We start from the raw sequence: 25,539 nt of genomic DNA, 5'->3' as shown, positions 1-25,539 counted from the left end.
GGCGAATAGATATCAAGGTCACCTGAATTTAAACTTAAACGCACCGGACTGCCTGGCGAATGCCGTTTATAAAGAAAACTCTGACGTAATTCGTCAGTTATTTCTGCTTTTCAAAGCGATAGAACAGGTTTGGCTCACTGACCATGTACAGATTGCCGCTCTCGTCCATGGTCACGCCTTCGGCACGTGGGATCGTGTCTTTCAGGCCATTGAAGCCGCCAAGCAAGGTCATGAAGCTGACTTGCTCGCCCGTTTCATCCAGTTCCAGTAGCAGGTGGGAATCGGCCGACAACACCAGCAAATGCCCGGTACGGGGGTCGATGGACAGGGCCGACAGGTTGCGCACATCCAGTTCGGTGCTGGCCAGTTTTTGCTTGTCGCCGGCCAGCGTATTGCCATCGCTTTTCCAGGTGAACAAGGCCGGCGGACGCTCTTCGCCCAGCACCAGCTGCTGGTTGCGCTTGTCCCAGGTGACGGCTTCAAAGGCTTTGTTCTGATCTTTGGACGGGCCCAGGTCATGACTGGGGAAATCGGCCTTGTTCAGCGCCGTAGTGCCGGCGTCGACCTTGACCACGGTCAGGCTGTGATCGCGTTCATCGACCACCGCCATCAAGCCGTTTTCCATCACCGCCACGCCTTCCGGGTTGTTCCAACCGTTGAGCGGCATTTTGCGCAACACATCGCCTTGCAGGCTCAGTTCGACCAGGAAGGGGTTCTTGCCCATCACCGAAAACAGGGTTTTGGTCTGAGGGTTGTAGGACAGGTCCGAAGCCTCATCCTTCTCCATACCGGGCAGCAACTTGGCGTCGATCACCGCGTGATAGTCGGGCAGCCACACACTCTCCCGGCGCTCAGCCGAACTTTCGAAACGCTCCAGCACCCACAGCAGACCGCGATCGTCCCAGTGCATGGCCCAGGCCACGCCATACAAAATGGCACCGGCCAAGAACACCCAGGAATACCAGCGCATGGACAAGCGAGAGCGGAGCGAGGTTTTCGAAGTAGGCAGAGGCACGACCATTGAGCGCTTTTCCGGAAAGTCAGCTGTAGGGGATAGCACAGGATTCAAGGCCCCGCGCGCAAGAGCAGGGAATTATCCGGATGGCGTGTGAAAAAAATGCAAAACGCCGGATCCTGCAGATGTACGCAAACAACTGTGGGAGCGGGCTTGCCCGCGATTGAGGGCGTTCAGTCAACTATTCATTGACTGTCACACCGCCATCGCGGGCAAGCCCGCTCCCACAGTTTGATCGCAGTTTGGCAGTGATTTAGCGCACAACGCTTTCGAAGCGATTGACACCCGCCAGCTCCAACACCACTTCATCCCCCACATTCAACGGGCCAACGCCCGCCGGGGTGCCGGTCAGGATCACGTCGCCCGCTTGCAGGGAGAAGCAACCTGCCATGTACTGAATCATCGGCACAATCGGGTTGAGCATCTGCGCGCTGTTGCCGTCCTGGCGCACTTCGCCGTTGATGCTCAGGCGAATGCCGATATCGGTCACGTCTGCAAAGGTACTGCTGACCACGAAGGGGGCAATCACCGCCGCGCCATCGAACGACTTGGCGATTTCCCACGGCAGGCCCTTGGCTTTGAGCTCGGCCTGTTTGTCGCGCAGGGTCAGGTCCAGGGCCGGGGCGAAGCCCGAGATGGCGTCCAGCACTTCTTCCCGGCTCGGCTTGGCGGACAAAGGCTTGCCGATCAACACGGCGATTTCCGCTTCGTAGTGCACCGAACCGCGTTCGGTCGGAATGGCAAAACCGCCTTCCAACGGCACCACGCAACTGCCCGGCTTGATGAACAGCAGCGGCTCGGTGGGCACCGGGTTGTCCAGTTCCTTGGCGTGTTCGGCGTAGTTACGCCCGATGCACACCACTTTACCCACCGGGAAGTGGATGTTGGTGCCGTCGACATACTTGTGCTGGTAGCTCATGGAACGACTCCTTCAGGTGCGGTTAAACAGCGAAGATCTTGCCGGGGTTCATGATCCCGTTAGGGTCGAACACGGCTTTGACGGCCTTCATGTATTCGATTTCAACCGGTGAGCGGCTGTAGGTCAGGTAATCGCGCTTGGTCATGCCCACCCCGTGCTCGGCGGAGATCGAGCCGTTGTACTTGGCGACGGTCTCGAATACCCATTTGTTCACGGTGGCGCACTTGGCGAAAAACTCATCCTTGCTCAGGTTTTCCGGCTTGAGGATGTTCAGGTGCAGGTTGCCGTCGCCGATATGGCCGAACCAGACAATTTCGAAGTCCGGGTAGTGTTCGCCGACGATCGCGTCAATTTCGCTCAGAAAGGCCGGCACTTTCGAAACGGTCACCGAGATGTCGTTCTTGTACGGCGTCCAGTGGGAAATAGTTTCGGAGATGTACTCGCGCAGCTTCCACAGGTTGTGCAGTTGGGTTTCGCTCTGGCTCATCACGCCATCCAGCACCCAGCCCTGCTCCACACAATGTTCGAAGGTTTCCAGGGCGTGGTTGGCGACTTCTTCGGTGGTAGCTTCAAATTCGAGCAACGCGTAGAACGGGCACTCGGTTTCGAACGGCGCCGGCACGTCGCCACGGCCAAGGACTTTGGCCAGGGCCTTGTCCGAGAAGAATTCGAAGGCGGTCAGGTCCAGCTTGCTCTGGAAGGCGTGCAGCACCGGCATGATCGAGTCGAAATCAGTCGTGCCGAGCACCATCGCCGTGAGGTTCTTTGGCGCACGGTCCAGGCGCATGGTGGCTTCGACCACAAAGCCCAGGGTGCCCTCGGCGCCGATAAACAGCTGGCGCATGTCGTAGCCGGTGGCGTTCTTGATCAGATCGCGGTTCAGCTCCAGCACATCGCCTTTGCCGGTGACGACCTTCATGCCGGCCACCCAGTTGCGGGTCATACCGTAGCGAATCACTTTGATCCCGCCGGCATTGGTGCCGATATTGCCGCCAATCTGGCTGGAACCGGACGAGGCGAAGTCCACCGGATAATAAAGGCCGTTTTCTTCGGCGACGTTCTGCAATTGCTTGGTGACCACACCCGGCTGGCACACGGCGGTGCGGTCGGTGAGGTTCACGTCGAGGATCTGGTTCATATAGTCGAACGACACCACCACTTCGCCGTTGGCGGCAACGGCAGCAGCCGACAAGCCCGTGCGCCCGCCCGATGGCACCAGCGCCACCTTGTGCTCATTGGCCCACCGTACGATGGCCTGCACCTGCTCGGTGGTCTTCGGGAATACGATAGCGGTGGGTGCGGGGGCGAAGTGCTTGGTCCAATCCTTGCCGTAAGCCTCCAGGGAGTCGGCGTCGGTCAGCACTTTGCCGGGCTCAACCAGGGTCTTTAGCTCATCAATCAGGGCAGGATGGGTCATCGACAGAACTCTCGAACAATTCATGGTCATCCTGAGAACGCTTCACGTCGCAGGAATAGGTGTTTAGCGGGGTGCGTATGCTAGCATACCGCCCCCGCAGGACAGACCCAAAGGGCGTTTCTGCGGTGACGGCTTTCCTGCCGTCCGGGTCAGCTTGCGCTGCTCGACTCCCTGCCAATTTTCTCCGGGATACAGGTTTACGCAGATGAGCAAGACTTCTCTCGATAAGAGCAAGATCAAGTTCCTTCTTCTGGAAGGCGTCCACCCATCGGCTGTCGACGTTCTGAAAGCCGCCGGGTACACCAGCATTGAGTACATCACCAGTTCTCTGCCGGAAGCCCAGCTCAAGGAAAAGATCGCCGACGCGCACTTTATCGGCATTCGCTCCCGCACTCAGCTGACCGAAGAGATCTTCGACCACGCCAAGAAACTCGTGGCTGTCGGCTGTTTCTGCATCGGCACCAACCAGGTCGACCTCAATGCAGCGCGCGAGCGCGGCATCGCGGTGTTCAATGCACCGTACTCCAACACCCGTTCCGTAGCGGAGCTGGTGCTGGCCGAGGCCATCCTGCTGCTGCGCGGTATCCCTGAGAAGAACGCTTCCTGCCACCGTGGCGGCTGGATCAAGAGCGCGGCCAACTCCTTCGAAATCCGCGGCAAGAAGCTGGGCATCGTCGGCTACGGCTCGATCGGCACGCAACTGTCGGTGTTGGCTGAAGGCCTGGGTATGCAGGTGTTCTTCTACGACACCCTGACCAAGCTGCCATTGGGCAACGCCACCCAAGTGGCCAGCCTGACCGAGCTGCTGGGCATGTCCGACATCGTCACCCTGCACGTTCCGGAAACGGCCGAGACCCAGTGGATGATCGGTGAGAAGGAAATCCGCGCGATCAAGAAAGGCGGGATTCTGATCAACGCCGCTCGCGGCACCGTGGTCGAGCTGGATGCCCTGGCCGACGCGATCAAGGACAAGCACCTGATCGGCGCTGCCATCGACGTGTTCCCGGTGGAGCCGCGCTCCAACGATGACATCTTCGAAAGCCCGCTGCGTGGCCTGGACAACGTGATCCTGACCCCGCACATCGGCGGCTCCACCGCTGAAGCCCAAGCCAACATCGGCCTGGAAGTCTCGGAAAAACTGGTCAAGTACAGCGACAACGGTACCTCGGTATCGTCGGTCAACTTCCCGGAAGTGGCCCTGCCGGCTCACCCGGGCAAGCACCGCCTGCTGCACATCCACCAGAACATCCCTGGCGTGATGATGGAGATCAACAAGGTCTTCGCGGAAAACGGCATCAACATCTCCGGTCAGTTCCTGCAGACCAACGAGAAGGTCGGCTACGTGGTGATCGACGTCGACGCCGAGTACTCGGACCTGGCGCAAGAGAAGCTGCAGCACATCAACGGCACTATTCGTAGCCGCGTGTTGTTCTAAGGCTTCAAGCGCTGGATAAAAAATGGGAGACCCGCAGGGGTCTCCCATTTTTTTGCCCGAATAACGCTTATTTGACGTTAACGGTGATCACTTTCGAAGCGACTGTGGGCTCGAACTGGCGATGCACGTTGTCGCCGGCCACCAGTTGCAGGGTGTGCTTGCCTGGCGTCAGGGTCAGCTCGGTTTCGGTCTGCGCCTTGCCGAAGTGAATCGAGGTAGGCGTGGCCGGGATCGCCTCATTGGCGTTGAGCGACTCCACCTTCTGGTCTACCAGCAGGTGGTGGTGCCCGGCGTTAGGCACTTGCTTGTCGATCGGTTCCAGGTCCAGCTTCTTGACGCCGAATTTGACGGTGAAGGTTTTATCAACGGTGGCGCCATCTTTCGGCGAGACGATGAACACTTCGGCACCTTCAGGCGCAGGCGTACGAGGAAGGTCTGCGGCACTGGCCAACATCGAGGTACCCAGCAAAAGGCTGGCAATCGTTGCACGGGACAAAAGGGCTTTCATTCGCTTCTCCAGTTTTTCTGTGAAATCTGTAGGGTTATGACAACTTCGCGATAAATTGCGGTCCAAGGCACCCGACACCATAACAAAACGTTGCTGAAAGGCGCCTCGCCTGTACGAATTCTTTAGGAGTGACCATGCGCTTTTCGCCTGGCCTGTTGCTGTTGCTTCCTCTTCTGAGCCCCTTGGCTCATGCCGAACTGATTGACGACGTCAACGATCGCGGTGAACTGCGCATCGCCCTGGAAGCCAATACCCCGCCGTACAATTTCAAAGAGGGCGACAAACTCGCCGGCTTTGAAGTGGAGCTGGGTGAACTGCTGGCCAAGGAAATGGAGGTGCGCTCCTCGTTTATCACCACCGATAACGCGGACCTGCTGTCCGGTGTGGAAACCGGCAAGTACGACGTGGCCATTAACCATATGGCTATGACTGCCGAGCTTGAGGATCGTTTCGATTTCAGTGAGCCTTACCACCAGAAGCCGGCATTGGCGATCCCGTTCCAGAAGGGCAACCCGGCGTTCAAGACCAGTTTGAACGGGGCGTTGAAGCGGGTTAAGGACGATGGCCGGTTGAAGGCGCTGGCGCAGAAATGGCTCAAGGTGCAATAAATGTGGGAGCTGGCTTGCCTGCTCCCACATTTGATCTGTTTAAGCTTCTTAAAGCTGCGTGAGGGCCGCCGCCGCCTCAGGCAACTGCAACTCACTGAACACCTGCACACCATGGCGCTTGAGCAGCGCTGCCGTGACGCCTTCGCCACTGACCTTCACCCCGCTGAAGGTGCCGTCATAGGTCAACAGATTGCCGCAGGATGGGCTGTTGGCCTTGAGAATGGCGATGCGGATGTGATGCCGTTGCACCAGCGCCAAGGCTTGGCGGGCACCGTCGAGAAAGGCGCTGGTGAAGTCTTCGCCCTCGGCCGTCAGCACCTGGGCGCGGCCTTCCCACACGTCGATCCCCTGCCCGCCTGGGATTTCGGCCGATGGCCGCGGCGTGGGCAAGCCGCCCGCCACTTCCGGGCAGATGGCAACCACGCGGCCTTCAGCTTGCCACGCTGCCAGTGGGTCGAATGGTCCGCTGGCCCCGCCGTCATAGCGCACCTTGTGCCCGAGCAGGCAGCGGCTGACCAGAATCTTTTCCATGCTTAAAACGGCTCATTGCCCCGCCGGCGAAACCAGCCCGTCAAGGACAGGCGTTCGCGCGTAGCGGGCAGGACTTCGTGAGGCACCTCGCCCGACAGGAATACCACCAGGCAACCCCCGGTGGGCACCACGTCGTATTCGACACCGCCCTTGAGGTACATGCGCAGTTGGCCGCCATGCTCAGGCAGCCAGGCGTCGTTCAAGTAGATCACCGCCGAGACCATGCGCCGGTCATCGTCGCGAAAACGGTCTACATGCTTGAGGTAAAACGCGCCCGGCGGATACATCGCGAAGTGGCTTTCGAAATCTTCCAGGCCCAGGAACAGGCTGCGATTCATCGCCAGGCGCAGGCCGTCCATCACGCCCATGTAGGTATCGCAGATAGGCGCGTCCCCCTCCTCCAACCACTGGATATGGTCACCGCGAATGCCCTCGCGAATCTCCTGGGCCGGCCCACGACCTACTGCTGCGGGCGCCAGTTCACCTTGCGCCGCACGTTTACGGCACTCAGCCGCCAGCTCCAGGGTCAGAGCCTGGGGCAGGAAGCCATTTTGCTGCGACCAGCCTTTTTCGGCCAGGTCGTCGACGATGCGTTGCAGCAGCGGGTGATCGAGGGGTATCTGCATGGCGCGCATAGTATCCATACGCCTGAAAATCCGACAGCGCCGTTGAGCGTCTGAATACACTTTAGTCAGGTGACTGATAGGACTTCTCGACAAATCCTACGCCCGACACGGACAATAGTGGCCGACTGACAGGAGTCCTTATGCGTCGTTTGTTTTTTTCTGTGTTGATGTTCTGCGTTTTGCCCGCCTGGGCAGACGGCCATGACCAGTTGTACAAGGTCGCCGGCTGGGCCGAACAACGTGCGCACTTCAATGACGCCCTCAGTGCCGCCCAGCAGCGCTACCGCAATAGCCTGCCGCCGGTGGTGTACCAGGCGCTGGTGGACAACAGCAATAAACGCTTTGCCGCCCAGGCCATGGACCAGCGTGCCGAGGCGCAATTGCGCAAGCACTTGCCCGACCCGAAACCTGCCCTGGCGTTTTTCCAATCGCCCCTGGGCCGCAAGATCGTCGCCGCCGAGTTGCTGGCCACGCGCCGCGACCAACTGGCAAAAAACGCCCAGGGTCTGCCTAAACTCGAAGCCGATGCCACCCGCAGCCTGATCATCGGCCACTTGGCCCAGGCCCTGCCCGCCCGCGAGGCCGGCGCCGAGGTCAGCCTGGCGATTGCGGGCGTGGCGGCCGACAGCTTGAGCCAGATGATCCCAGGCCTGCTCGGCGGCGGTCAGGCGCAAGGAATGTTGAATGGCCAGCGTGAGCGGTTGATGCAGCAGATCGACAAGGATTTGAACAATACCTTGCTGTATGTCTATCGGGATTTGTCCGACCCGGAGCTGGAAGAGTTCGCCACCTTTGCCGAGTCGCCGGAGGGCAAGGCCTATTACCAGGCCGCCCTTGCAGCCATTCGCGCAGGGCTTGCCGTTGGTCAAAGCACCTCAAGCCTGACGCAGTAAACCCTGTCGGAGCTGGCTTGCCTGCGATTGCGCTGTGTCAGTGACACCGCTATCGCAGGCAAGCCAGCGCCCACATTTGGACTGCGTTATTTCAGGTGATCCGTGAGGAAGTTAAAATATGCTTCGCGAATCTGCGGAATTTCATTGGCCAAGTGATGCCGACCCCGCTTGAGCATCAACACCTCAGGCCGGTCGAACTTACCCCGCAACACCTGCAAATTGTGCTGCCAGTCCACCGTCATATCTTCCTCACCCTGCACGATCACCGGGCGCCGGGGGCTGCGTGGTGCGGCTTCGATGCGTTTGATCCAGCGCGCCAGCGACCCCACCCAGGCGGTAGGCAATTGGCGAGGCTGCAGCGGGTCGGCTTCCAGGAACGGCTTGAACGCAGGGTCGTTGGAGTTATCGCTGAAACGCCGGGCGATGCCTTTGACGAACGGGCGCAGCAGGTAATAGCTGACCTGCGACCAACCCCAGGCACGCGGCCGCACCAACGGCGACAACAGAAAGGTCTTGCCCTGGGCCGGGCTTTGGGCACCGTGGTTGAGGAGGTGGTCCACCACAATGGCGCCGCCGGTGCTTTGCCCGAACAGGTGCCACGGTTGCGGCAATTGCAGCGCCTTGGCCTCGACGAACAACGCCTGCACCACGCTCTGGTACACCGCAAAGTCATCGATGCTGGCCCGTGCGCCGCTGGACAAGCCATGGCCAGGCAGGTCGCAGGCGATCACCACGAAGTCCTGGTCCAACGCCCAGTCCACCACATGGCGATACAGCCCCATGTGATCGTAGAAACCGTGGAACAGGAACATCGTCGCCACTGGCGCTGGCGGCCACCAGACCTGGGCCACCACCTCGAACCCATCCACCTGCAAGCGCCCCAGGCGGCTCACCGCCGGCACCTGACGTGCGGCCAGGTCGAGCCCGTAGAAACGCTGGTAAACCCTCGCCTCGGCTGACAGCGGCTGCGCATCCACCAGGGGGCGCAAGCTTTCGCGCAGATGATCAGGGTCAAAGGTGACGGGCATAAAGGCTTCCAGACTTGCGGTGAAGATGAATATCGAGCTGCGATATTCATCTGTCAGGACAAGCATGGCAAGCTACGCGACCTGCGAGGATACATCCAATGCGACCGCCCTACCGTAACGCCCTGTTCGCCAGCCTGATCCTGGTTATCTGCGCCGGGGTGCTGTGGGCGGCCTATGACTGGTTCCAGGGCCGCTACCTGCGCGCCTTCAGCGAACACACCGCGGTATTTTCCGGCGATGCGCTGCAACTGCCCGCAGCTCTCAGCGGCCCTGGCCCGATTCGCCTGGTGCACTTCTGGGACCCGGCGTGCCCGTGCAATGTCGGTAACCAGCAACACCTGGGCGAGTTGATCGAGCAGTACGCGCCCCAAGGGGTGGAGTTCTATGCCCTGCAAAAACCCGGCAGCCACGGCCAGTTGCCCGAGAACCTGCGCCACCTGAAAGTCCTCGATACCCTGCCCGGCGCGGACCAGCTCCCCGCCAGCCCGGCCGTGGGCATTTGGGACCGCACCGGCAAGCTGGCGTATTTCGGCCCCTACAGCGAAGGCCTGACGTGCAACGCCAGCAACAGTTTTATCGAGCCAATTCTCAAGGCCCTCGGAGCCGGACGCGAAGTGAATGCCACTCACACCCTCGCGGTAGGCTGCTATTGTTCGTGGCCGAAGGATCTGTAGTCCGTCCACTCTCGTAAGGAATGTTCATGAAGCGCGTCTTGCAGGTTTTTGCGGTGCTGATTGTGCTGGTCGCCCTGGGCGTCGGTTGGTACGTCTACAGCAAACAACCCACGCGCCAGGGCACGGTGACGCTGGCGCACCTGCAAGGTTCGGTCACGGTGCGCTACGACGACCGTGGCGTACCGCATATCCGCGCCGAAAACGAAGCCGACCTGTACCGCGCCCTGGGCTATGTGCATGCCCAGGACCGCCTGTTCCAGATGGAGATCATGCGGCGCCTGGCCCGTGGCGAACTGGCCGAGGTGCTGGGGCCCAAGCTGCTGGAGACCGACAAACTGTTTCGCAGCCTGCGCATTCGCGAGCGTGCCTTGAGCTATGTGGAGCACATGGACCCTGGCTCAGCCTCGTCCAAGGCCCTGCAAGCCTACCTGGACGGGATCAACCAGTATCAGGACAGCCACGCCAGCCCCATGGAATTCGATGTGCTGGGCATCGCCAAGCGCCCGTTTACCGCCGAAGACAGCATCAGCGTCGCCGGGTACATGGCCTACAGCTTTGCAGCAGCCTTTCGTACCGAGCCGGTGCTGACCTACGTGCGCGACCGGCTGGGCAGCGCCTACTTGAACGTCTTCGATCTCGACTGGCAACCCAAGGGCGCCCTCAACCTGGCGGCCAGCGATTGGCAGACCCTTGGCGCCATCGCCGCCCTGAGCGAACAGGCCCTGGCCGACAACGGCCTGCCGCAGTTCGAAGGCAGCAATGCCTGGGCCGTCAGCGGCAGCCATACCCAAAGCGGCAAACCGTTGCTGGCGGGTGACCCTCATATCCGTTTCTCGGTGCCTTCGGTCTGGTACGAGGCGCAGCTGTCGGCGCCAGGCTTCGAGTTGTACGGCTACCACAACGCGCTGGTACCGGTGGCGTTCCTGGGGCACAACCTGGACTTCGGCTGGAGCCTGACCATGTTCCAGAACGACGACCTCGACCTGGTCGCCGAGAAGGTCAACCCGGACAACCCCAACCAGGTTTGGTATCACGGCCAATGGGTGGACATGAGCAGCAGCGAGCAGCAGATCCAGGTCAAGGGCCAGGCGCCGGTAACCCTCACCCTGCGCCGTTCACCCCACGGCCCGATCATCAACGACGTGCTCGGTGAGAACGCCGGCAGCACACCGATTGCCATGTGGTGGGCGTTTCTGGACAGTGAAAACCCGATCCTCGATGGTTTCTACCAGCTCAACCGTGCCGACACCCTGCCCAAGGCACGCGCCGCAGCCGCCAAGGTTTCGGCGCCGGGCCTGAACATCGTGTGGGCCAATGCCAAAGGCGATATCGGCTGGTGGGCGGCAGCGCAGTTGCCGATCCGCCCGGCCGGCGTCGACCCGGCGTTCATCCTCGACGGCAGCACTGCCCAGGCCGACAAGCTGGGTTTCTACCCCTTCAGTGCCAACCCCCAGGAAGAAAACCCGCCGCGCGGCTATGTGGTGTCCGCCAATGCCCAGCCGGCATCGCCCACCGGCATGCCGATCCCCGGTTATTACAACCTGGCTGACCGCGGCCAGCAGTTGAACGCGCAGTTGAGCGACACAAGCGTGAAGTGGGATGTGACCAACAGCCAGGCCCTGCAACTGGGCACCACCACCGCCTACGGCCCACGCCTGCTGGCACCGCTGTTGCCGGTGCTGCGCGAGGTGGTCAAGGACCCGGCGCAACTCAAACTGGTGGAACAGCTTGCCAACTGGAAGGGTGACTACCCGCTGGACTCCACCAATGCCACGCTGTTCAACCAGTTGCTGTTCAACCTCAGCGACGCAACCTTTCACCCCAAACTCGGCGATGCCTTGTTCAAGACCCTGCTCGGCACCCGCGTGATCGACGCCGCATTGCCCCGCCTGGCCGCGTCGGCAGACTCGCCCTGGTGGAACGGCAATCGGGCCGACACCGTCAAGCTCGCCTGGGACAATAGCCTGGCCCACCTCAAGGCTACGTTCGGCGATGACCCGGCACAGTGGCAGTGGGGCAAGGCGCACACCCTGACCCACGGCCACCCGCTGGGCCTGCAAAAACCGCTGGATAAAATCTTCAACGTCGGCCCGTTCCCGGCACCGGGCAGCCACGAAGTGCCGAACAACCAGACCGCCCCGATTGGCCCGGCGCCGTGGCCTGTGACCTACGGTCCGTCGACACGGCGCCTGATCGACTTCGCCGACCCGGCCCACGCCCTCACCATCAACCCGGTGGGGCAAAGCGGTGTGCCCTTTGATACGCACTATGGCGACCAGGCGCAGAGCTATATCGAGGGCAGGTATGAGCAGGCGCACTTCAGTGAGGAGGAAGTGACGGCCAATACCCGCGGCACCTTGAAACTGCTGCCCGCCCGATGATCGTTCCCACGCTCCGCGTGGGAATGCAGCCATGGACGCTCCGCGTCCGCCCTTAGAAGCGGGACGCAGAGCGTCCCAAGAGGCGTTACCACGCAGAGCGTGGGAACGATCACGCAGCCTACGACACGCTCAAACCGGCGCCGCAAAGTTAAGCCTGAACTGTTGCGGCGTGACGCCCAGCCGGCGGTTGAACACACTGCGCATGTGCTGGGCGTCGCGAAAGCCGCATTGATAGGCCACGGTCTTAAGGGGTGCGTGGCTGCTTTCAAGCATCACGCGCGCCGCATCCACGCGCGCCCTCTCGACAAATTCCGCCGGCGTAATCCGCGCTTCACGGGCAAACACCCGCGAGAAATTACGCGCACTCATATTGGCCGCCTTGGCCAGGTCGGCAATGGTCAAGTCTCCCGTCAGGTTGGCCAGCACGTACAGCTGCACCAGCGCCACCGCCGACGTGGTTTCGGCATGGGGCGTGAGGAACGGGCTGAACTGCGATTGCCCGCCCGAGCGCTGGGTGAACACCACAAGGCGCTTGGCCACGCTCAGGGCCACTTCCGGGCCGTGATCCTGGGCCAGCAAGTACAACGACAGGTCGATACCTGCCGTGACCCCGGCGGAGGTGTAGAGCTTGCCGTCCTGCACATAGAGACGGTCGGCTTCGACCTGGGCCGAGGGGCACAGGCGCGCCAGGCTGGCGGCATCGTTCCAATGGGTAGTGACGGTCTTACCGTCCAGCAGACCTGCACGGGCCAGCATGAAGGCGCCATTGCAGATCGAGCCAAAGCGCTGCGCCTTCGCGGCGGCCGCGCGCAGCCAAGCGTCAAACTCGAAGCCGAAATCTTCGAAGGGTAACTGCGGGCCACCGGCGACCAGCAACAGGTCATAGGGTTGCCGGGCTTCGCTGTAGTGCTTGTGCGCCTGCAGTGACAAACCGTTGGACGCCGCCATGGCGCCGCGGCCAAAGCCGAGTACTTCCAGCCGATAGTGATCCTCGGGCACCAGGAAGCGGTTGGCCTCGCAGAACACATCCATCGGCCCGCTCACGTCCAGCGACTGGACACCGGGGAAGATCAGGATGGCGACGGTTTTGCCCATGGTCACAAACACCTTTTTCCAACTGGATAAACGCGACCCCCTTGTGGGAGCTGGCTTGCCTGCGATGCAGACGACTCGGTACCGCAGGTACACCGAGGTGATGCTATCGCAGGCAAGCCAGCTCCCACAGGGGATCGCCTACATGCTTGGCACGATGTGGCGGCACATTGGCCGGGATCGCCTCCCTGTCGCAATAGCCGCTTCAGGGTCATGGGACCAGACTGAAGTCTTTCCAGAGGAGATCCACCATGAGCATCACCATAGCCGGTATTCAGATCCCTGATAGCGCCTTGGCCAGGGCCACCACCGAATACATCCGCGACGTCGAATCGGACCTGCTCTACCACCATTCGCGCCGCGTCTTCCTGTTCGGCGCCTTGAGCGGTGAACGCAAGCAATTGGCCTACAACCCGGAGTTGCTCTACGTCGGCGCGATGTTCCATGACCTGGGCCTGGTGGAAGGCCACCGCAGTGACGACGAGCGTTTTGAAGTGGACGGCGCCAACGCCGCCGCCGCATTTCTCAAGCCCTATGGGTTGAGCGATGACGATATCGAACAAGTGTGGTTGTCCATCGCCCTGCACACCACGCCGGGTGTGCCGAAACACCTGCGCCCCACCGTAGCGCTGGTGACCGCCGGTGTGGAGATGGACGTGCTGGGCATCGACTACGCCGCGTTCAGCAGCGCGCAGCGCGAAGCGGTGGTGCACGCGCATCCACGGGGTGAAGGGTTCAAGGAGTGCATTATCTGCGCGTTCGCCGACGGCTTGCGCCATCGCCCGCAGACCACGTTTGGCAATGTTAAGACCGACGTGCTGGCGGACCAGGAGCCGGGGTTCAAGCCGATGAATTTTGTGCAGGTGATCCGCACGTCGCCGTGGGCTGACTGAAACCCGATTTTATAAGCACCGCAAAACTACTGTGGGAGCTGGCTTGCCTGCGATGGCGGTGGGTCAGCACCTAATAAGTGACTGATACACCGCCATCGCAGGCAAGCCAGCTCCCACATTTTCACCCTGCTCCGGCAGTCAGACCGGTGCTGGCGCCCGGCGCTTGTCCGGCTGCTGCCAGCCATCCGCTGCGGCTTCTTCAATCGCTTGCTGAATAGCCTTCTTGCGATGCTCTTCGGCCCGACGGCTGAAGAACCACACCAGGAAGGTCACCAGCGACACCGCCAACAGAATCAGGCTCGCCACGGCGTTGATCTCGGGTTTAACCCCCAGACGCACCGCCGAGAACACTTCCATCGGCAAGGTGGTGGAACCGGGGCCCGACACGAAGCTGGCCAGTACCAGGTCGTCCAGCGATAGCGCGAACGACATCATGCCGCCCGCTGCCAGCGATGGCGCGATCATCGGGATGGTGATCAGGAAGAACACCTTCCACGGCCGCGCGCCCAGGTCCATCGCCGCTTCCTCGATCGACAGGTCCAGCTCACGCAAGCGCGCCGACACCACCACCGCCACATACGCCGCACAGAAGGTGGTGTGGGCGATCCAGATGGTGACGATGCCACGCTCCTGGGGCCAGCCGATCATCTGCGCCATGGCCACGAACAGCAGCAACAGCGACAGGCCGGTGATCACTTCCGGCATCACCAACGGCGCCGTCACCAGGCCACCGAACAGCGTGCGGCCCTTGAACTGGCTGATGCGCGTCAGCACGAAGGCGGCCAGGGTACCCAACGCCACCGCCGCCACCGCCGTGTAGCAGGCGATTTCCAGGGAGCGGGCCACCGAGCCCATCAACTGGGTGTTGTCCAACAGGCCCACGTACCACTTGATCGACCAACCGCCCCACACTGTCACCAGCTTGGATTCGTTGAACGAGTAGATCACCAGGATCAACATCGGCAGGTAGATGAACAACAAGCCTGCGACCAGCATGAAGCTGGAGAAACGAAAGCGCTTCATATCTTGCCCTCCAGCTCTTTGGCTTGGCTGCGGTTGAACAGGATGATCGGCACGATCAGGATCGCCAGCATCACCACCGCCAGGGCAGACGCCACCGGCCAGTCACGGTTGTTGAAGAATTCTTGCCACAACACCTTACCGATCATCAGGGTTTCCGGGCCGCCGAGCAGTTCAGGAATCACGAACTCGCCCACCACCGGGATAAACACCAGCATGCAACCGGCGATGATGCCGTTCTTGGACAGCGGCACGGTGATTTTCCAGAAGCTGTTGAAGGTGCTCGACCCCAGGTCGGAGGCGGCTTCCAGCAGGCTCTGGTCGTGCTTAACCAGGTTGGCGTACAGCGGCAGGATCATGAACGGCAGGTACGAATAGACCACGCCGATGTACACCGCGATGTTGGTGTTGAGGATCTGCAGCGGCTCGTTGATCAAGCCCATGGACATCAGGAAGCCATTGAGCAGGCCGTTGTTGCTGAGGATGCCCATCCACGCATACACCCGGATCAGGATCGCGGTCCAGGTGGGCATCATGATCAGCAGCACCAGCACGGTCTGCATCTCTTTGCGCGCGGTGGCAATGGCGTAGGCCATCGGGTAGCCGATCAGCAGGCACAGCAGCGTGCTGAAAAACGCCATCTTCAGCGAGCCCAGGTAAGCGGCGATGTACAACTCGTCGCCCGCCAGCAAGCTGTAGTTGGCCAGGTTCAGCACCACCTCCAGCTTTTGCTCAACGTAGGTATAGATCTCGGTATAGGGCGGGATCGCCACATCGGCTTCGGCAAAGCTGATTTTCAGCACGATGAAAAACGGCAGTGCGAAAAACAGGAACAGCCAGAGGAAGGGAATCCCGATGACCACCTGCTTGCCATTGGGCACGATGCGATCCAAGCGCCGCTTGAATTTCTTCATGTTCATGAGCGAAGTACCACGCCGCTGTCGTCTTCCCACCACACGTACACCTGGTCACCCCAGGTTGGGCGCTGGCCACGGCGTTCGGCGTTGGCGACGAAAGACTGCACCAGCTTGCCGCTCGGCAGCTCCACGTAGAACACCGAGTGGCCGCCCAGGTAGGCGATGTCGTGCACCTTGCCGCTGGACCAGTTGTGTTCGCAGGTCGGCATTTCGGTGGTGACCAGCAGCTTTTCCGGGCGAATGGCGTAGGTCACCGACTTGTCTTCCACCGAGGTGGCGATGCCGTAGCCTACGTAGATGTCGCGGTCCAGGTCCGGGCACTTGAGCACCGCGTGGCCTTCGGCGTCGTCCACCACTTGGGTGTCGAAGATGTTGACGTTGCCAATGAACTCGCACACCAGGCGGCTGGTGGGAGTTTCGTAGATATCGATGGGGCTGCCGATCTGGGCGATCCAGCCCAGGTGCATGATTGCGATGCGTTCGGCCATGGTCATGGCTTCTTCCTGGTCGTGGGTCACCATCACGCAGGTCACCCCAACGCGCTCGATGATCTCCACCAACTCAAGTTGCATCTGCGAGCGCAGCTTCTTGTCCAGTGCGCCCATCGGCTCATCGAGCAGCAGCAGTTTCGGGCGCTTGGCCAAGGAGCGGGCCAGGGCCACACGCTGGCGCTGGCCGCCGGACAATTGGTGCGGCTTGCGCTTGGCGTACTGGCTCATCTGCACCAGCTTGAGCATCTCGGCTACGCGTGCGTCGACTTCAGCCTTGGGGATCTTGTCCTGTTGCAAGCCGAAGGCGATGTTCTGCGCTACGGTCATGTGCGGGAACAAGGCGTAGGACTGGAACATCATGTTGATTGGCCGCTCGTAGGGCGGCATGTCGGTGATGTCCACACCGTCGAGGTAGATGCGACCTTCGGTTGGGCGCTCGAAACCTGCAAGCATGCGCAGCAAGGTGGATTTGCCCGAACCCGAACCGCCGAGCAAGGCGAAGATCTCGCCTTTCTTGATTTCCAGGGACACATCGTCCACGGCAATCGTCTCGTCGAACTTCTTCGTGACCCGGTCGATTTTGACCAGCACCTTTTTCGGTGTCTGGTCGCCCTCGAGGGCTTTCTTATAGGCGCCGGAGGCAACTGCCATTTACGAAACTCCCAAAAAAAACTGTGCAGCCGGCCCAATGCGGGCCAGCCTTGGATAGTTTTAGCCTTACTTGCCCGTCTTGACCTTGGTCCAGCTACGGGTCATTAAACGCTGCACTTTCGGGGGTAGCTCAAAGTTGACGAATGTCCGCTCGAGAACCGCCTGCGGTGGGTAAACCGCTTCGTCGGTGCGTATCGATTGCTCCATCAGTTTGTCCGCCCCTGGGTTAGGGTTGGCGTAACCGACTTGATCGCTGACCTGAGCGATCACCTCAGGCTGCAGCAAATAGTTGATGAAGGCGTGGGCTTCCTTGACGTTGCTGGCATCCTTGGGAATCGCCAGCACGTCGAACCACAGGTTGCCGCCTTCTTTGGGAATCGTGTAGGCGATGTTCACGCCTTTGCCCGCCTCCGCCGCACGGGCCTTGGCCTGGAACACATCGCCGGAGAAACCGGCCGCCACGCAGATGTTGCCGTTGGCCAGGTCCGAGATGTATTTGGAGGAATGGAAGTAGGTCACGTAGGGCCGCACTTTCAGCAGTTTTTCCTCGGCTTTCTTGTAGTCGGCCGGGTTGGTGCTGTTGGGGTCCAGGCCCATATAGTTGAGTACCGCCGGTAGCATTTCATCGGCCGAGTCCATGAACGACACGCCGCAAGTGGCCAACTTCTTCATGTTTTCCGGTTCGAACAACACCGCCCAGGAGTCGATCTTGTCGACACCCAGCACTTCCTTGACCTTGTCGACGTTGTAGCCAATGCCGTTGGTGCCCCACAGGTACGGCACCGCGTACTGGTTGCCCGGGTCGTTCTTTTCCAGGCGCTTGAGCAGCACCGGGTCGAGGTTGGCGTAGTTTGTCAGCAGTGACTTGTCGAGCTTCTGGAACGCTCCAGCCTTGATCTGCTTGCCCAGGAAATGGTTGGACGGCACCACGACGTCGTAGCCGGTACGCCCGGCGAGCAACTTGCCTTCCAGGGTTTCGTTGGAGTCAAACACGTCATACACAGGCTTGATACCGCTGGCCTTTTCGAAGTTGGCCAGGGTGTCGGGGCCGATGTAGTCCGACCAGTTATAAATATGCACCGTCGGTGCGGCCTGTACGCTGGCAGCCAGCGTGATACCTGCACCCACCAGCATGGCTTTGCGAAATAAAGAAATTGGCAAGTGGAGGTCCTCTTGAATAGTTGGGGCCTTGAAGTTGTTGCCCGGCAACAAAACCGGCGCGCAACTTACCGTCGATAAACCGATCCGGCAAAACTTTCTGTCATTTATTTTCTGTACGGCTGCCACTGTTTGTAGGAGCGAGCTTGCTCGCGAAGAACTCACAGGCAACGCGGGCTATCAGAGGCCCCCGCGTTATCGTTGACGATTTTCGCGAGCGAGCTCGCTCCTACAGGTTTGTGCGTTATTTACCGGACTTGATCTTGGTCCAGCTACGGGTCATTTCACGCTGAGTTGCCGCCGGCATGTCGGCAATGGCGTAGAGCTTGGATTGCACTTCGGCCGACGGATAAATACCCGGGTCGCTGGTGATGTCTTTATCGACCAGAGCAGTGGCTTTCTCGTTACCGTTCGGGAAACGCACACTGTTGGTGATCGCGGCCATGACGTCTGGCTTGAGCAGGTAGTTCATGAATGCGTAGGCAGCCTCGACGTTTTCAGCATCCTTGGGAATGGCGACCATGTCGAAGAAGCTGCCAGCACCTTCCTTGGGAATGTCATAGGCGATCTTGACCTTGCCGCCGGCTTCAGCCGCGCGGGTTTTGGCCTGTTCGATGTCACCCGAGTAGCCCACAGCCACGCAGATGTTGCCGTTGGCCAGGTCGGAGATGTACTTGGAGGAGTGGAAGTAGCCGATCGAAGGACGGATTTTCATGAACAGGTCTTCGGCCTGTTTCAGATCAGCCTTCTTCGTAGTGTCGGTCGGCAGGCCCAGGTAATGCAGCGCTACCGGCAGCATTTCGGTTGGCGAATCGAGGAAGCTCACGCCGCAGCTTTTCAGCTTGGCGATGTTTTCCGGCTTCATCAGTACGTCCCAGGAGTCGATCTTGTCCACGCCCAGTGCGGCCTTTACCTTCTCCGGGTTGTAGCCGATGCCCATCGAGCCCCACATGTACGGGAAGGCGTGCTTGTTGTCCGGGTCGCTGACCGATACAGCCTTGAGCAGGGATTTGTTCAGGTTGTCGTAGTTGGACAGCTTGGACTTGTCCAGCTCCTGGTAGACACCGGCCTTGATCTGCTTGGCGAGGAAGCTGTTCGACGGCACAACGATGTCGTAGCCGGACTTGCCTGCCAGCAACTTGGCTTCCAGGGTTTCGTTGCTGTCAAAAACGTCGTACACCACTTTGATGCCCGACTCTTTTTCAAAGTTGGCGATGGTGTCCGGTGCAATGTAGTCGGACCAGTTGTAGACGTGCAGCACTTTATTGTCTGCCTGGGCCGCGCCCGCCATTGCACCCATCAGGGACAAGGCGAGGAGGGTCTTGCCAGCGTTCTTCAAACCTAATGCCTTCATTTGGTGATGCTCCAATTTTTTCTTTTTTGGGCCACAAGCGTTGTATGTTTTACGGCCCAACCGAAGGGCAACAAAACAGGGCGACAGTCTGGCAAGTTCAGGGGCCGGCTTTCAACCAAAGCCCCTGCATTTTTAACTGCCCGGTGCACCGCGCACTGAGCCTAGCACTTAGCCCTGCAAGGCAGCCAAAGTCAGGTCCAGGCAATGGCGGGCCTTGGTTACCAGCTCATCGATTTCAGCCTTGCTGATGACCAGTGGCGGCGAAATGATCATGGTGTCGCCCACGGCGCGCATGATCAGGCCATTTTCAAAGCAGAAGGTTCGGCAGATCATGCCCGCGCCTTTGCCTTCATGACGCTTGCGCGTCGCCTTGTCCTGCACCAGCTCGATCGCACCGAGCATACCGACGCCGCGGACTTCACCCACCAGCGGATGATCGCCCAGTTCCCTCAGACGCTTTTGCAAATACGGTGCCGTTTCGTCGTGCACACGGTTAACGATTTTTTCATCGCGCAGGATGCGGATGTTTTCCAGCGCCACGGCCGCGGCCACCGGGTGGCCGGAGTAGGTAAAGCCGTGGTTGAAATCGCCACCTTCGTTAAGCACCGCCACCACTTCGTCACGCACGATCAGGCCGCCCATGGGCACGTAGCCCGAGGTCAGGCCCTTGGCGATGGTCATCATGTGCGGCTTGAGGTCGTAGAAATCGCTACCGAACCACTCACCGGTACGGCCGAAGCCGCAGATTACTTCGTCGGCGACAAACAGGATGTCGTACTTGGCGAGGATTTCCTTGATGCGCGGCCAGTACGTGGCAGGCGGCACGATCACGCCACCGGCACCCTGGATCGGCTCGGCAATAAAGGCGCCGACGTTGTCCACGCCCAGCTCCAGGATTTTCTCTTCCAACTGGTTGGCGGCCCACACACCGAATTCCTCGGGGCTCATGTCGCCGCCTTCGCCAAACCAGTACGGCTGCGCGATGTGGGTAATGCCCGGGATCGGCAAGTCGCCCTGCTCGTGCATATAGGTCATGCCGCCCAGGCTGGCGCCGGCCACGGTAGAGCCGTGGTAGCCATTCTTGCGGGCAATGATGGTTTTCTTGTTGGGCTGGCCCTTGATCGCCCAGTAGTGGCGGACCATGCGCAACATGGTGTCGTTGCCTTCGGAGCCAGAGCCGGTGAAGAACACGTGGTTCATGCCAGCCGGCGCGACATCGGAAATGACCTTGGCCAACTCCAATACCGGCGGGTGTGCGGTCTGGAAGAACAGGTTGTAGTACGGCAGTTCTTTCATCTGCTTGGCGGCGGCATCGGCCAGTTCATCGCGACCGTAACCGATCGCCACGCACCACAGGCCGGCCATACCGTCGAGGATCTTGTTGCCTTCGCTGTCCCACAGGTAAACGCCGTGGGCTTTGGTGATGATCCTTGGGCCTTTCTCTTTCAATTGCTTGAAGTCGCTGAACGGCGCCAGGTGGTGATCATTGCTCAAGGCTTGCCATTCACGGGTTTGCGGGTTGTTGCTGGACATACCAATCTCCTAGACTTTTCAGTGAAGGCGCGCCGTTTGAAGGGCGCGCCCGGCGCATCAGACGGCGAAGAGCAGGAATTCCCGCTCCCACGAACTGATCACGCGCTTGAAGTTTTCATGCTCGGCCCGCTTGACCGCGACGTAGCCTGTGATGAATTTTTGCCCCAGGTATTTCTCGATGGTCTTGCTGTTTTCCATGCGTTCCAGGGCGTCTTCGATGGTCAACGGCAGGCGCAGGTTGCGTCGCTCGTAACCGCGGCCCACCACCGGCGCGCTCGGGTTATGGCCTTCGACCATGCCGATGTAGCCGCACAACAGGCTGGCAGCAATCGCCAGGTACGGGTTGGCGTCGGCGCCCGGCAGGCGGTTTTCCACGCGGCGGTTCTGCGGGCCGGCATCCGGTACGCGCAGGCCGACGGTGCGGTTTTCTTCGCCCCATTCCACGTTCACCGGCGCCGAGGTATCGGGCAGGAAGCGGCGGAACGAGTTCACGTTGGGGGCGAATAAAGGCAGCAATTCAGGGATGAATTTCTGCAGGCCGCCAATGTGGTTGAGGAACAGTTGGCTCATGGTCCCGTCTTCATTGGAGAAGACGTTCTTGCCGGTGGCAATGTCGATGATGCTCTGGTGCAGGTGCATCGCGCTGCCGGGCTCGCCGGTCATGGGCTTGGCCATGAAGGTGGCAGCCACGTCGTGCTTGAGCGCGGCTTCGCGCATGGTGCGCTTGAACACCAGGATCTGGTCGGCCAGGGACAGGGCATCGCCGTGACGGAAGTTGATTTCCATCTGCGCGGTGCCGTCCTCGTGGATCAGGGTGTCGAGGTCCAGTTCCTGCAGTTCGCACCAGTCGTAGACGTCTTCGAACAGCGGGTCGAATTCGTTGGCTGCTTCTATAGAGAAGGACTGGCGACCGGTTTCCGGGCGGCCGGAGCGGCCAATCGGCGGTTGCAGCGGGAAGTCCGGGTCTTCGCAGCGCTTGGTCAGGTAGAACTCCATCTCCGGCGCCACGATGGGCTGCCAGCCGCGGTCGGAGTAGAGCTTGAGGACTTTCTTGAGCACGTTGCGCGGCGACAGCTCGATCGGGTTGCCTTGCTTGTCGTAGGTGTCGTGGATCACCTGGGCGGTCGGCTCGATGGCCCAGGGCACCAGAAATACCGCGTTCTGGTCGGGGCGGCAGATCATGTCGATGTCGGCCGGGTCGAGCAATTCGTAATAGATGTCGTCTTCGACATAGTCGCCGGTCACGGTCTGCAACAGAACACTCTCGGGCAGGCGCATGCCTTTTTCGGCAATGAACTTGTTGGTCGGCGAGATCTTGCCCCGGGTAATACCGGTGAGGTCGCCAATCATGCATTCGACTTCTGTGATCTTGTGGTCTTTCAACCAATCGGTGAGCTGGTCGAGGTTGTTACTCATAAATGCCTCTGGGCTGGGTTTCCTGGCATCCATTAAAGGCCAGGCGTTGGTTGACGCAGCATCCGCGTCGTTTTTTCATTCAGGGTAGGAGCTTACCTGCCATTTGCCCATGGGTTGCATTCCTCAGGCCAAAGTTGTGCGCAATTATGATCGGCACGGCGGATGAGGGTCGCTCAGTGGCGTCGGAGATGGCAAAAAGGAGATCGGCCGGGCCGTCAAGAATATTGGCCGGTGCCTGGACATTCACGCGGGGCGAACGAGCTGCGGACAAAGCCTGGCTGGAGCAGGCAGAGACGCCGATTGGCGGCAGGTGAAACATGAAGCACCCCGGTATTATTGCTGTTATGGGTTTGAATCGAGCTTAGCCTTGTTCATTTTTTTACACAACACCCCCGTAAAAAATCCTACACGGCCCGCTCAAGCCTGCAGGTCCCAAGCCCCTCAAACCCAAAAAATCGCCCCAAAACCCCGCAAAAAAGGCTTCGTGGCGCTTTTTTAGGGCAAAAAATGCCTCGCTTGACTTCGGCAGGCCGTTCGGGTTGACTGAAACCAGAAAAGATCAATGATTGATATTTTTAACAACAAAGGTGTTGCATCATGTCGGTACCCCCGCGTGCCGTTCAGCTTAACGAAGCGAACGCGTTCCTTAAGGATCATCCTGAGGTTCTGTACGTAGACCTTCTAATTGCGGATATGAATGGTGTGGTGCGCGGTAAGCGCATCGAACGCACCAGCCTCCACAAGGTTTACGAGAAGGGCATTAACCTGCCTGCCTCTTTATTTGCCCTGGATATCAACGGCTCTACGGTGGAAAGCACCGGCCTGGGCCTGGACATCGGTGATGCTGACCGAATCTGTTATCCAATCCCCGACACCCTGTGCAATGAACCCTGGCAAAAGCGCCCTACCGCGCAACTGCTGATGACCATGCACGAACTCGAAGGTGAACCTTTCTTCGCCGATCCGCGCGAAGTGCTCCGCCAAGTTGTTACCAAGTTTGACGACCTCGGTCTGACCATCTGCGCCGCCTTCGAGCTTGAGTTCTACCTGATCGACCAGGAGAACGTGAACGGCCGCCCACAACCGCCCCGCTCGCCGATCTCCGGCAAACGCCCGCACTCGACACAGGTCTACCTGATCGACGACCTCGACGAATACGTCGACTGCCTCCAGGACATTCTGGAAGGTGCCAAGGAGCAAGGCATTCCGGCCGATGCCATCGTCAAGGAAAGTGCCCCGGCGCAGTTCGAAGTGAACCTGCACCACGTCGCCGACCCGATCAAGGCCTGCGATTACGCGGTACTGCTCAAGCGCCTGATCAAGAACATCGCCTACGACCATGAGATGGACACCACCTTCATGGCCAAGCCTTACCCAGGCCAGGCAGGCAACGGGCTGCACGTACACATTTCCATTCTGGACAAGGACGGCAAGAACATCTTTGCCAGCGAGGATCCCGAGCAGAACGCCGCATTGCGTCACGCGATCGGCGGTGTGCTGGAGACCCTACCCGCCCAAATGGCGTTCCTGTGCCCCAACGTCAACTCCTACCGTCGTTTCGGCGCACAGTTCTACGTGCCGAACTCGCCGTGCTGGGGCCTGGATAACCGCACCGTGGCGATTCGCGTACCCACCGGCTCGTCCGATGCCGTGCGTATCGAACACCGTGTGGCTGGCGCCGATGCCAACCCTTACCTGCTGATGGCCTCGGTATTGGCGGGCGTACACCACGGCCTGACCAACAAGATCGAGCCGAACGCTCCGGTGGAAGGCAACAGCTACGAGCAGAACGAGCAGAGCCTGCCGAACAACCTGCGCGATGCCCTGCGCGAGTTGGACGACAGCGAGGTGATGGCCAAGTACATCGATCCTAAATACATCGATATCTTCGTCGCCTGTAAGGAAAGTGAGCTGGAGGAGTTTGAACACTCCATCTCCGACCTTGAGTACAACTGGTACCTGCATACCGTGTAAGCGGTTGCTGCAATAAAAGAACGCCGCTGATTTTGGTCAGTGGCGTTTTTTTATGGGTTTCTACCGGTAGACCGAGTTGGCCTCTTCGCGAGCAAGCCCGCTCCCACAGGGGTCTCAACTTTGGAATGCAGTTAAATGTGGGAGCGGGCTTGCTCGCGAAGGCGGCTTGGCAGACAACACAGATTCCTGCTCATACAATGCCTGCTGCCTTGTAGGAGACATCCATGACCACCCGCCCCGCCACTGTTCGCAAACCCCGCGCCCGCAGCCAGGCCCGGATCGACGCGATTCTGGACGCCGCCCGCACTTTGCTGTCCACCGAAGGTGTGGCGAGCTTGTCGATCTACAGCGTGGCCGAACGGGCACAGATTCCACCGTCATCGGTGTACCACTTTTTCGCCAGTGTGCCGGCGTTGCTTGAGGCGTTGACCGCTGACGTTCACGCAGCCTTTCGCGCTGCCATCCAGGCGCCCATCGAGCATGAATCTCTCAAGCATTGGCGCGACCTGTCCTACATCGTTGAACAACGCATGCTCAGCATCTACAGCAACGACGCCGCGGCACGCCAGTTGATCCTGGCCCAGCACGGGTTGACCGAAGTGACCCAGGCTGATCGCCAGCATGATCTGGAACTAGGCGACTTGATGCTGGCGGTGTTCAATCGCCACTTTGAAGTGCCAACGCTACCGAGCGATGTGGATGTGTTTGCCCTGGCACTGGAGTTGAGCGACCGCGTGTACGCGCGCTCGGTGCATCAGCATGGGCTGATTACTCCGCGCATGGCGGAGGAAGGGATGCGGGTGTTTGATGCGTATGTGGGGCTTTATTTGCCGGCCTATCTGCCCAAGCGCTGAATGCTGTGTTGTCTGGGCCGGCCTCATCGCAGCATAGGTATCTACATAACTCTGTTAGCTCAACGGTAACCACGATGCGAAGCGAGCCGCTCTTGATCTTGATCTGCTTTTGATCTTAGGCGCCCCGTTAAACCACGCTGGCCGGAATTCG

Annotated in this window: 23 protein-coding genes; 8 read left to right on the top strand and 15 right to left on the bottom strand. The window is 60.1% G+C overall.

All coding sequences use genetic code 11. The features are described from left to right. Positions 1–97 precede the first annotated feature (97 nt). The 3 genes from GIV35_RS25060 to GIV35_RS25050 all read right to left on the bottom strand — a co-directional run bounded on the left by GIV35_RS25060 (position 98) and on the right by GIV35_RS25050 (position 3,351). On the bottom strand, positions 98–1,021 hold the full coding sequence (locus GIV35_RS25060; RefSeq protein WP_236264427.1) for an SdiA-regulated domain-containing protein: 924 nt from the start codon (positions 1,019–1,021) through the stop codon (positions 98–100). Between the two features lie 247 nt (positions 1,022–1,268). Then, positions 1,269–1,934 (bottom strand): fumarylacetoacetate hydrolase family protein, encoded by a 666-nt coding sequence (locus GIV35_RS25055; protein WP_034128983.1) that lies wholly within the window; start codon positions 1,932–1,934, stop codon positions 1,269–1,271. A 22-nt stretch (positions 1,935–1,956) separates the two neighbouring features. Then, a complete protein-coding gene (locus tag GIV35_RS25050) occupies positions 1,957–3,351 on the bottom strand; it encodes an FAD-binding oxidoreductase (RefSeq protein WP_003195210.1) in 1,395 nt (464 codons plus the stop codon). A gap of 205 nt (positions 3,352–3,556) precedes the next feature. Between GIV35_RS25050 and serA the strand changes: the two genes are divergently transcribed. Beyond that, complete coding sequence (gene serA / locus GIV35_RS25045) at positions 3,557–4,786, top strand: phosphoglycerate dehydrogenase (RefSeq protein WP_003195214.1); 1,230 nt, start codon at positions 3,557–3,559, stop codon at positions 4,784–4,786. A gap of 67 nt (positions 4,787–4,853) precedes the next feature. Here serA and GIV35_RS25040 read toward each other — a convergent pair whose 3' ends face one another. After that, positions 4,854–5,294, bottom strand: coding sequence for a DUF4399 domain-containing protein (locus GIV35_RS25040; RefSeq protein ID WP_034128985.1), 441 nt, complete (start codon positions 5,292–5,294; stop codon positions 4,854–4,856). A gap of 134 nt (positions 5,295–5,428) precedes the next feature. On the opposite strand from GIV35_RS25040, the gene GIV35_RS25035 reads away from it, so the two are divergent. After that, the gene (locus GIV35_RS25035) at positions 5,429–5,902 is read left to right on the top strand and encodes a transporter substrate-binding domain-containing protein (protein ID WP_032902259.1); all 474 of its coding nucleotides are present in this window, start codon (positions 5,429–5,431) and stop codon (positions 5,900–5,902) included. 48 nt (positions 5,903–5,950) lie between these two features. Here the strand turns inward: GIV35_RS25035 and GIV35_RS25030 are convergent, their stop codons facing one another. Both GIV35_RS25030 and GIV35_RS25025 read right to left on the bottom strand, forming a co-directional pair. After that, positions 5,951–6,433: a DUF523 domain-containing protein gene (locus GIV35_RS25030; protein WP_127880382.1), complete on the bottom strand. Its 483-nt coding sequence runs from the start codon at positions 6,431–6,433 to the stop codon at positions 5,951–5,953. A gap of 2 nt (positions 6,434–6,435) precedes the next feature. After that, positions 6,436–7,068 carry a 2OG-Fe(II) oxygenase gene (locus tag GIV35_RS25025; protein ID WP_003195222.1) on the bottom strand — a complete coding sequence of 211 codons (633 nt, stop codon included), beginning with the start codon at positions 7,066–7,068 and terminating at the stop codon, positions 6,436–6,438. Positions 7,069–7,199: 131 nt separating this feature from the next. Between GIV35_RS25025 and GIV35_RS25020 the strand changes: the two genes are divergently transcribed. After that, positions 7,200–7,952, top strand: coding sequence for a DUF2059 domain-containing protein (locus GIV35_RS25020; RefSeq protein ID WP_003195224.1), 753 nt, complete (start codon positions 7,200–7,202; stop codon positions 7,950–7,952). Between the two features lie 86 nt (positions 7,953–8,038). On the opposite strand, the gene GIV35_RS25015 is transcribed toward GIV35_RS25020, so the two are convergent. After that, a complete protein-coding gene (locus GIV35_RS25015) occupies positions 8,039–8,980 on the bottom strand; it encodes an alpha/beta hydrolase (protein WP_034129074.1) in 942 nt (313 codons plus the stop codon). A gap of 98 nt (positions 8,981–9,078) precedes the next feature. Between GIV35_RS25015 and GIV35_RS25010 the strand changes: the two genes are divergently transcribed. Both GIV35_RS25010 and GIV35_RS25005 read left to right on the top strand, forming a co-directional pair. Further along, on the top strand, positions 9,079–9,654 hold the full coding sequence (locus GIV35_RS25010) for a DUF6436 domain-containing protein (protein WP_105228894.1): 576 nt from the start codon (positions 9,079–9,081) through the stop codon (positions 9,652–9,654). Between the two features lie 26 nt (positions 9,655–9,680). Then, complete coding sequence (locus GIV35_RS25005; protein WP_236265151.1) at positions 9,681–12,035, top strand: penicillin acylase family protein; 2,355 nt, start codon at positions 9,681–9,683, stop codon at positions 12,033–12,035. Positions 12,036–12,164: 129 nt separating this feature from the next. Here the strand turns inward: GIV35_RS25005 and GIV35_RS25000 are convergent, their stop codons facing one another. Next, on the bottom strand, positions 12,165–13,130 hold the full coding sequence (locus tag GIV35_RS25000; protein WP_236265152.1) for a GlxA family transcriptional regulator: 966 nt from the start codon (positions 13,128–13,130) through the stop codon (positions 12,165–12,167). A 248-nt stretch (positions 13,131–13,378) separates the two neighbouring features. Between GIV35_RS25000 and GIV35_RS24995 the strand changes: the two genes are divergently transcribed. After that, positions 13,379–14,020: an HD domain-containing protein gene (locus GIV35_RS24995; RefSeq protein WP_236265154.1), complete on the top strand. Its 642-nt coding sequence runs from the start codon at positions 13,379–13,381 to the stop codon at positions 14,018–14,020. 138 nt (positions 14,021–14,158) lie between these two features. Here GIV35_RS24995 and GIV35_RS24990 read toward each other — a convergent pair whose 3' ends face one another. The 7 genes from GIV35_RS24990 to GIV35_RS24960 all read right to left on the bottom strand — a co-directional run bounded on the left by GIV35_RS24990 (position 14,159) and on the right by GIV35_RS24960 (position 22,560). Then, positions 14,159–15,043: an ABC transporter permease subunit gene (locus GIV35_RS24990; RefSeq protein WP_003195236.1), complete on the bottom strand. Its 885-nt coding sequence runs from the start codon at positions 15,041–15,043 to the stop codon at positions 14,159–14,161. After that, the gene (locus tag GIV35_RS24985) at positions 15,040–15,960 is read right to left on the bottom strand and encodes an ABC transporter permease subunit (RefSeq protein WP_003195238.1); all 921 of its coding nucleotides are present in this window, start codon (positions 15,958–15,960) and stop codon (positions 15,040–15,042) included. Before GIV35_RS24985 ends, GIV35_RS24990 begins: the two co-directional genes overlap by 4 nt. After that, positions 15,957–17,099 carry an ABC transporter ATP-binding protein gene (locus tag GIV35_RS24980; protein ID WP_003195240.1) on the bottom strand — a complete coding sequence of 381 codons (1,143 nt, stop codon included), beginning with the start codon at positions 17,097–17,099 and terminating at the stop codon, positions 15,957–15,959. Before GIV35_RS24980 ends, GIV35_RS24985 begins: the two co-directional genes overlap by 4 nt. A 66-nt stretch (positions 17,100–17,165) precedes the next feature. Further along, positions 17,166–18,260: a polyamine ABC transporter substrate-binding protein gene (locus GIV35_RS24975; RefSeq protein ID WP_034128995.1), complete on the bottom strand. Its 1,095-nt coding sequence runs from the start codon at positions 18,258–18,260 to the stop codon at positions 17,166–17,168. A gap of 241 nt (positions 18,261–18,501) precedes the next feature. Continuing rightward, on the bottom strand, positions 18,502–19,596 hold the full coding sequence (locus GIV35_RS24970) for a polyamine ABC transporter substrate-binding protein (protein WP_034129075.1): 1,095 nt from the start codon (positions 19,594–19,596) through the stop codon (positions 18,502–18,504). 183 nt (positions 19,597–19,779) lie between these two features. Next, positions 19,780–21,144 (bottom strand): aspartate aminotransferase family protein, encoded by a 1,365-nt coding sequence (locus GIV35_RS24965; RefSeq protein ID WP_014720386.1) that lies wholly within the window; start codon positions 21,142–21,144, stop codon positions 19,780–19,782. A gap of 57 nt (positions 21,145–21,201) precedes the next feature. Further along, positions 21,202–22,560 carry a glutamine synthetase family protein gene (locus tag GIV35_RS24960; RefSeq protein ID WP_003195249.1) on the bottom strand — a complete coding sequence of 453 codons (1,359 nt, stop codon included), beginning with the start codon at positions 22,558–22,560 and terminating at the stop codon, positions 21,202–21,204. 597 nt (positions 22,561–23,157) lie between these two features. Between GIV35_RS24960 and GIV35_RS24955 the strand changes: the two genes are divergently transcribed. Together GIV35_RS24955 and GIV35_RS24950 are read left to right on the top strand one after the other, a co-directional pair. Beyond that, entirely contained in the window at positions 23,158–24,534 is a 1,377-nt protein-coding gene (locus tag GIV35_RS24955) for a glutamine synthetase family protein (RefSeq protein WP_003195252.1), read from the top strand. A 224-nt stretch (positions 24,535–24,758) separates the two neighbouring features. After that, complete coding sequence (locus GIV35_RS24950; protein WP_236265155.1) at positions 24,759–25,388, top strand: TetR/AcrR family transcriptional regulator; 630 nt, start codon at positions 24,759–24,761, stop codon at positions 25,386–25,388. Positions 25,389–25,539: the final 151 nt, after the last annotated feature.

The organism is Pseudomonas sp. PA-1-6B, assembly GCF_021609545.1.
GTDB classification, from domain to species: domain Bacteria; phylum Pseudomonadota; class Gammaproteobacteria; order Pseudomonadales; family Pseudomonadaceae; genus Aquipseudomonas; species Aquipseudomonas fluorescens_BV.
The sequence above is the reverse complement of the archived record's forward strand: the minus strand, read 5'-3'. Positions and strand labels throughout refer to the sequence as shown.

Excerpts from the sequence above, each read along its gene's own strand:
- GIV35_RS25040 (WP_034128985.1), bottom strand. The coding sequence starts at position 5,294 with ATGAAAGCCCTTTTGTCCCGTGCAACGATTGCCAGCCTTTTGCTGGGT.
- GIV35_RS25030 (WP_127880382.1), bottom strand. The coding sequence starts at position 6,433 with ATGGAAAAGATTCTGGTCAGCCGCTGCCTGCTCGGGCACAAGGTGCGC.
- GIV35_RS25005 (WP_236265151.1), top strand. The coding sequence starts at position 9,681 with ATGAAGCGCGTCTTGCAGGTTTTTGCGGTGCTGATTGTGCTGGTCGCC.
- serA (WP_003195214.1), top strand. The coding sequence starts at position 3,557 with ATGAGCAAGACTTCTCTCGATAAGAGCAAGATCAAGTTCCTTCTTCTG.
- GIV35_RS24990 (WP_003195236.1), bottom strand. The coding sequence starts at position 15,043 with ATGAAGCGCTTTCGTTTCTCCAGCTTCATGCTGGTCGCAGGCTTGTTG.
- GIV35_RS25020 (WP_003195224.1), top strand. The coding sequence starts at position 7,200 with ATGCGTCGTTTGTTTTTTTCTGTGTTGATGTTCTGCGTTTTGCCCGCC.
- GIV35_RS24965 (WP_014720386.1), bottom strand. The coding sequence starts at position 21,144 with ATGTCCAGCAACAACCCGCAAACCCGTGAATGGCAAGCCTTGAGCAAT.
- GIV35_RS24960 (WP_003195249.1), bottom strand. The coding sequence starts at position 22,560 with ATGAGTAACAACCTCGACCAGCTCACCGATTGGTTGAAAGACCACAAG.
- GIV35_RS25050 (WP_003195210.1), bottom strand. The coding sequence starts at position 3,351 with ATGACCCATCCTGCCCTGATTGATGAGCTAAAGACCCTGGTTGAGCCC.
- GIV35_RS25060 (WP_236264427.1), bottom strand. The coding sequence starts at position 1,021 with ATGGTCGTGCCTCTGCCTACTTCGAAAACCTCGCTCCGCTCTCGCTTG.
- GIV35_RS25035 (WP_032902259.1), top strand. The coding sequence starts at position 5,429 with ATGCGCTTTTCGCCTGGCCTGTTGCTGTTGCTTCCTCTTCTGAGCCCC.
- GIV35_RS24995 (WP_236265154.1), top strand. The coding sequence starts at position 13,379 with ATGAGCATCACCATAGCCGGTATTCAGATCCCTGATAGCGCCTTGGCC.
- GIV35_RS25010 (WP_105228894.1), top strand. The coding sequence starts at position 9,079 with ATGCGACCGCCCTACCGTAACGCCCTGTTCGCCAGCCTGATCCTGGTT.
- GIV35_RS25025 (WP_003195222.1), bottom strand. The coding sequence starts at position 7,068 with ATGCGCGCCATGCAGATACCCCTCGATCACCCGCTGCTGCAACGCATC.
- GIV35_RS25055 (WP_034128983.1), bottom strand. The coding sequence starts at position 1,934 with ATGAGCTACCAGCACAAGTATGTCGACGGCACCAACATCCACTTCCCG.
- GIV35_RS25015 (WP_034129074.1), bottom strand. The coding sequence starts at position 8,980 with ATGCCCGTCACCTTTGACCCTGATCATCTGCGCGAAAGCTTGCGCCCC.
- GIV35_RS24950 (WP_236265155.1), top strand. The coding sequence starts at position 24,759 with ATGACCACCCGCCCCGCCACTGTTCGCAAACCCCGCGCCCGCAGCCAG.
- GIV35_RS24980 (WP_003195240.1), bottom strand. The coding sequence starts at position 17,099 with ATGGCAGTTGCCTCCGGCGCCTATAAGAAAGCCCTCGAGGGCGACCAG.
- GIV35_RS24985 (WP_003195238.1), bottom strand. The coding sequence starts at position 15,960 with ATGAACATGAAGAAATTCAAGCGGCGCTTGGATCGCATCGTGCCCAAT.
- GIV35_RS24955 (WP_003195252.1), top strand. The coding sequence starts at position 23,158 with ATGTCGGTACCCCCGCGTGCCGTTCAGCTTAACGAAGCGAACGCGTTC.
- GIV35_RS25000 (WP_236265152.1), bottom strand. The coding sequence starts at position 13,130 with ATGGGCAAAACCGTCGCCATCCTGATCTTCCCCGGTGTCCAGTCGCTG.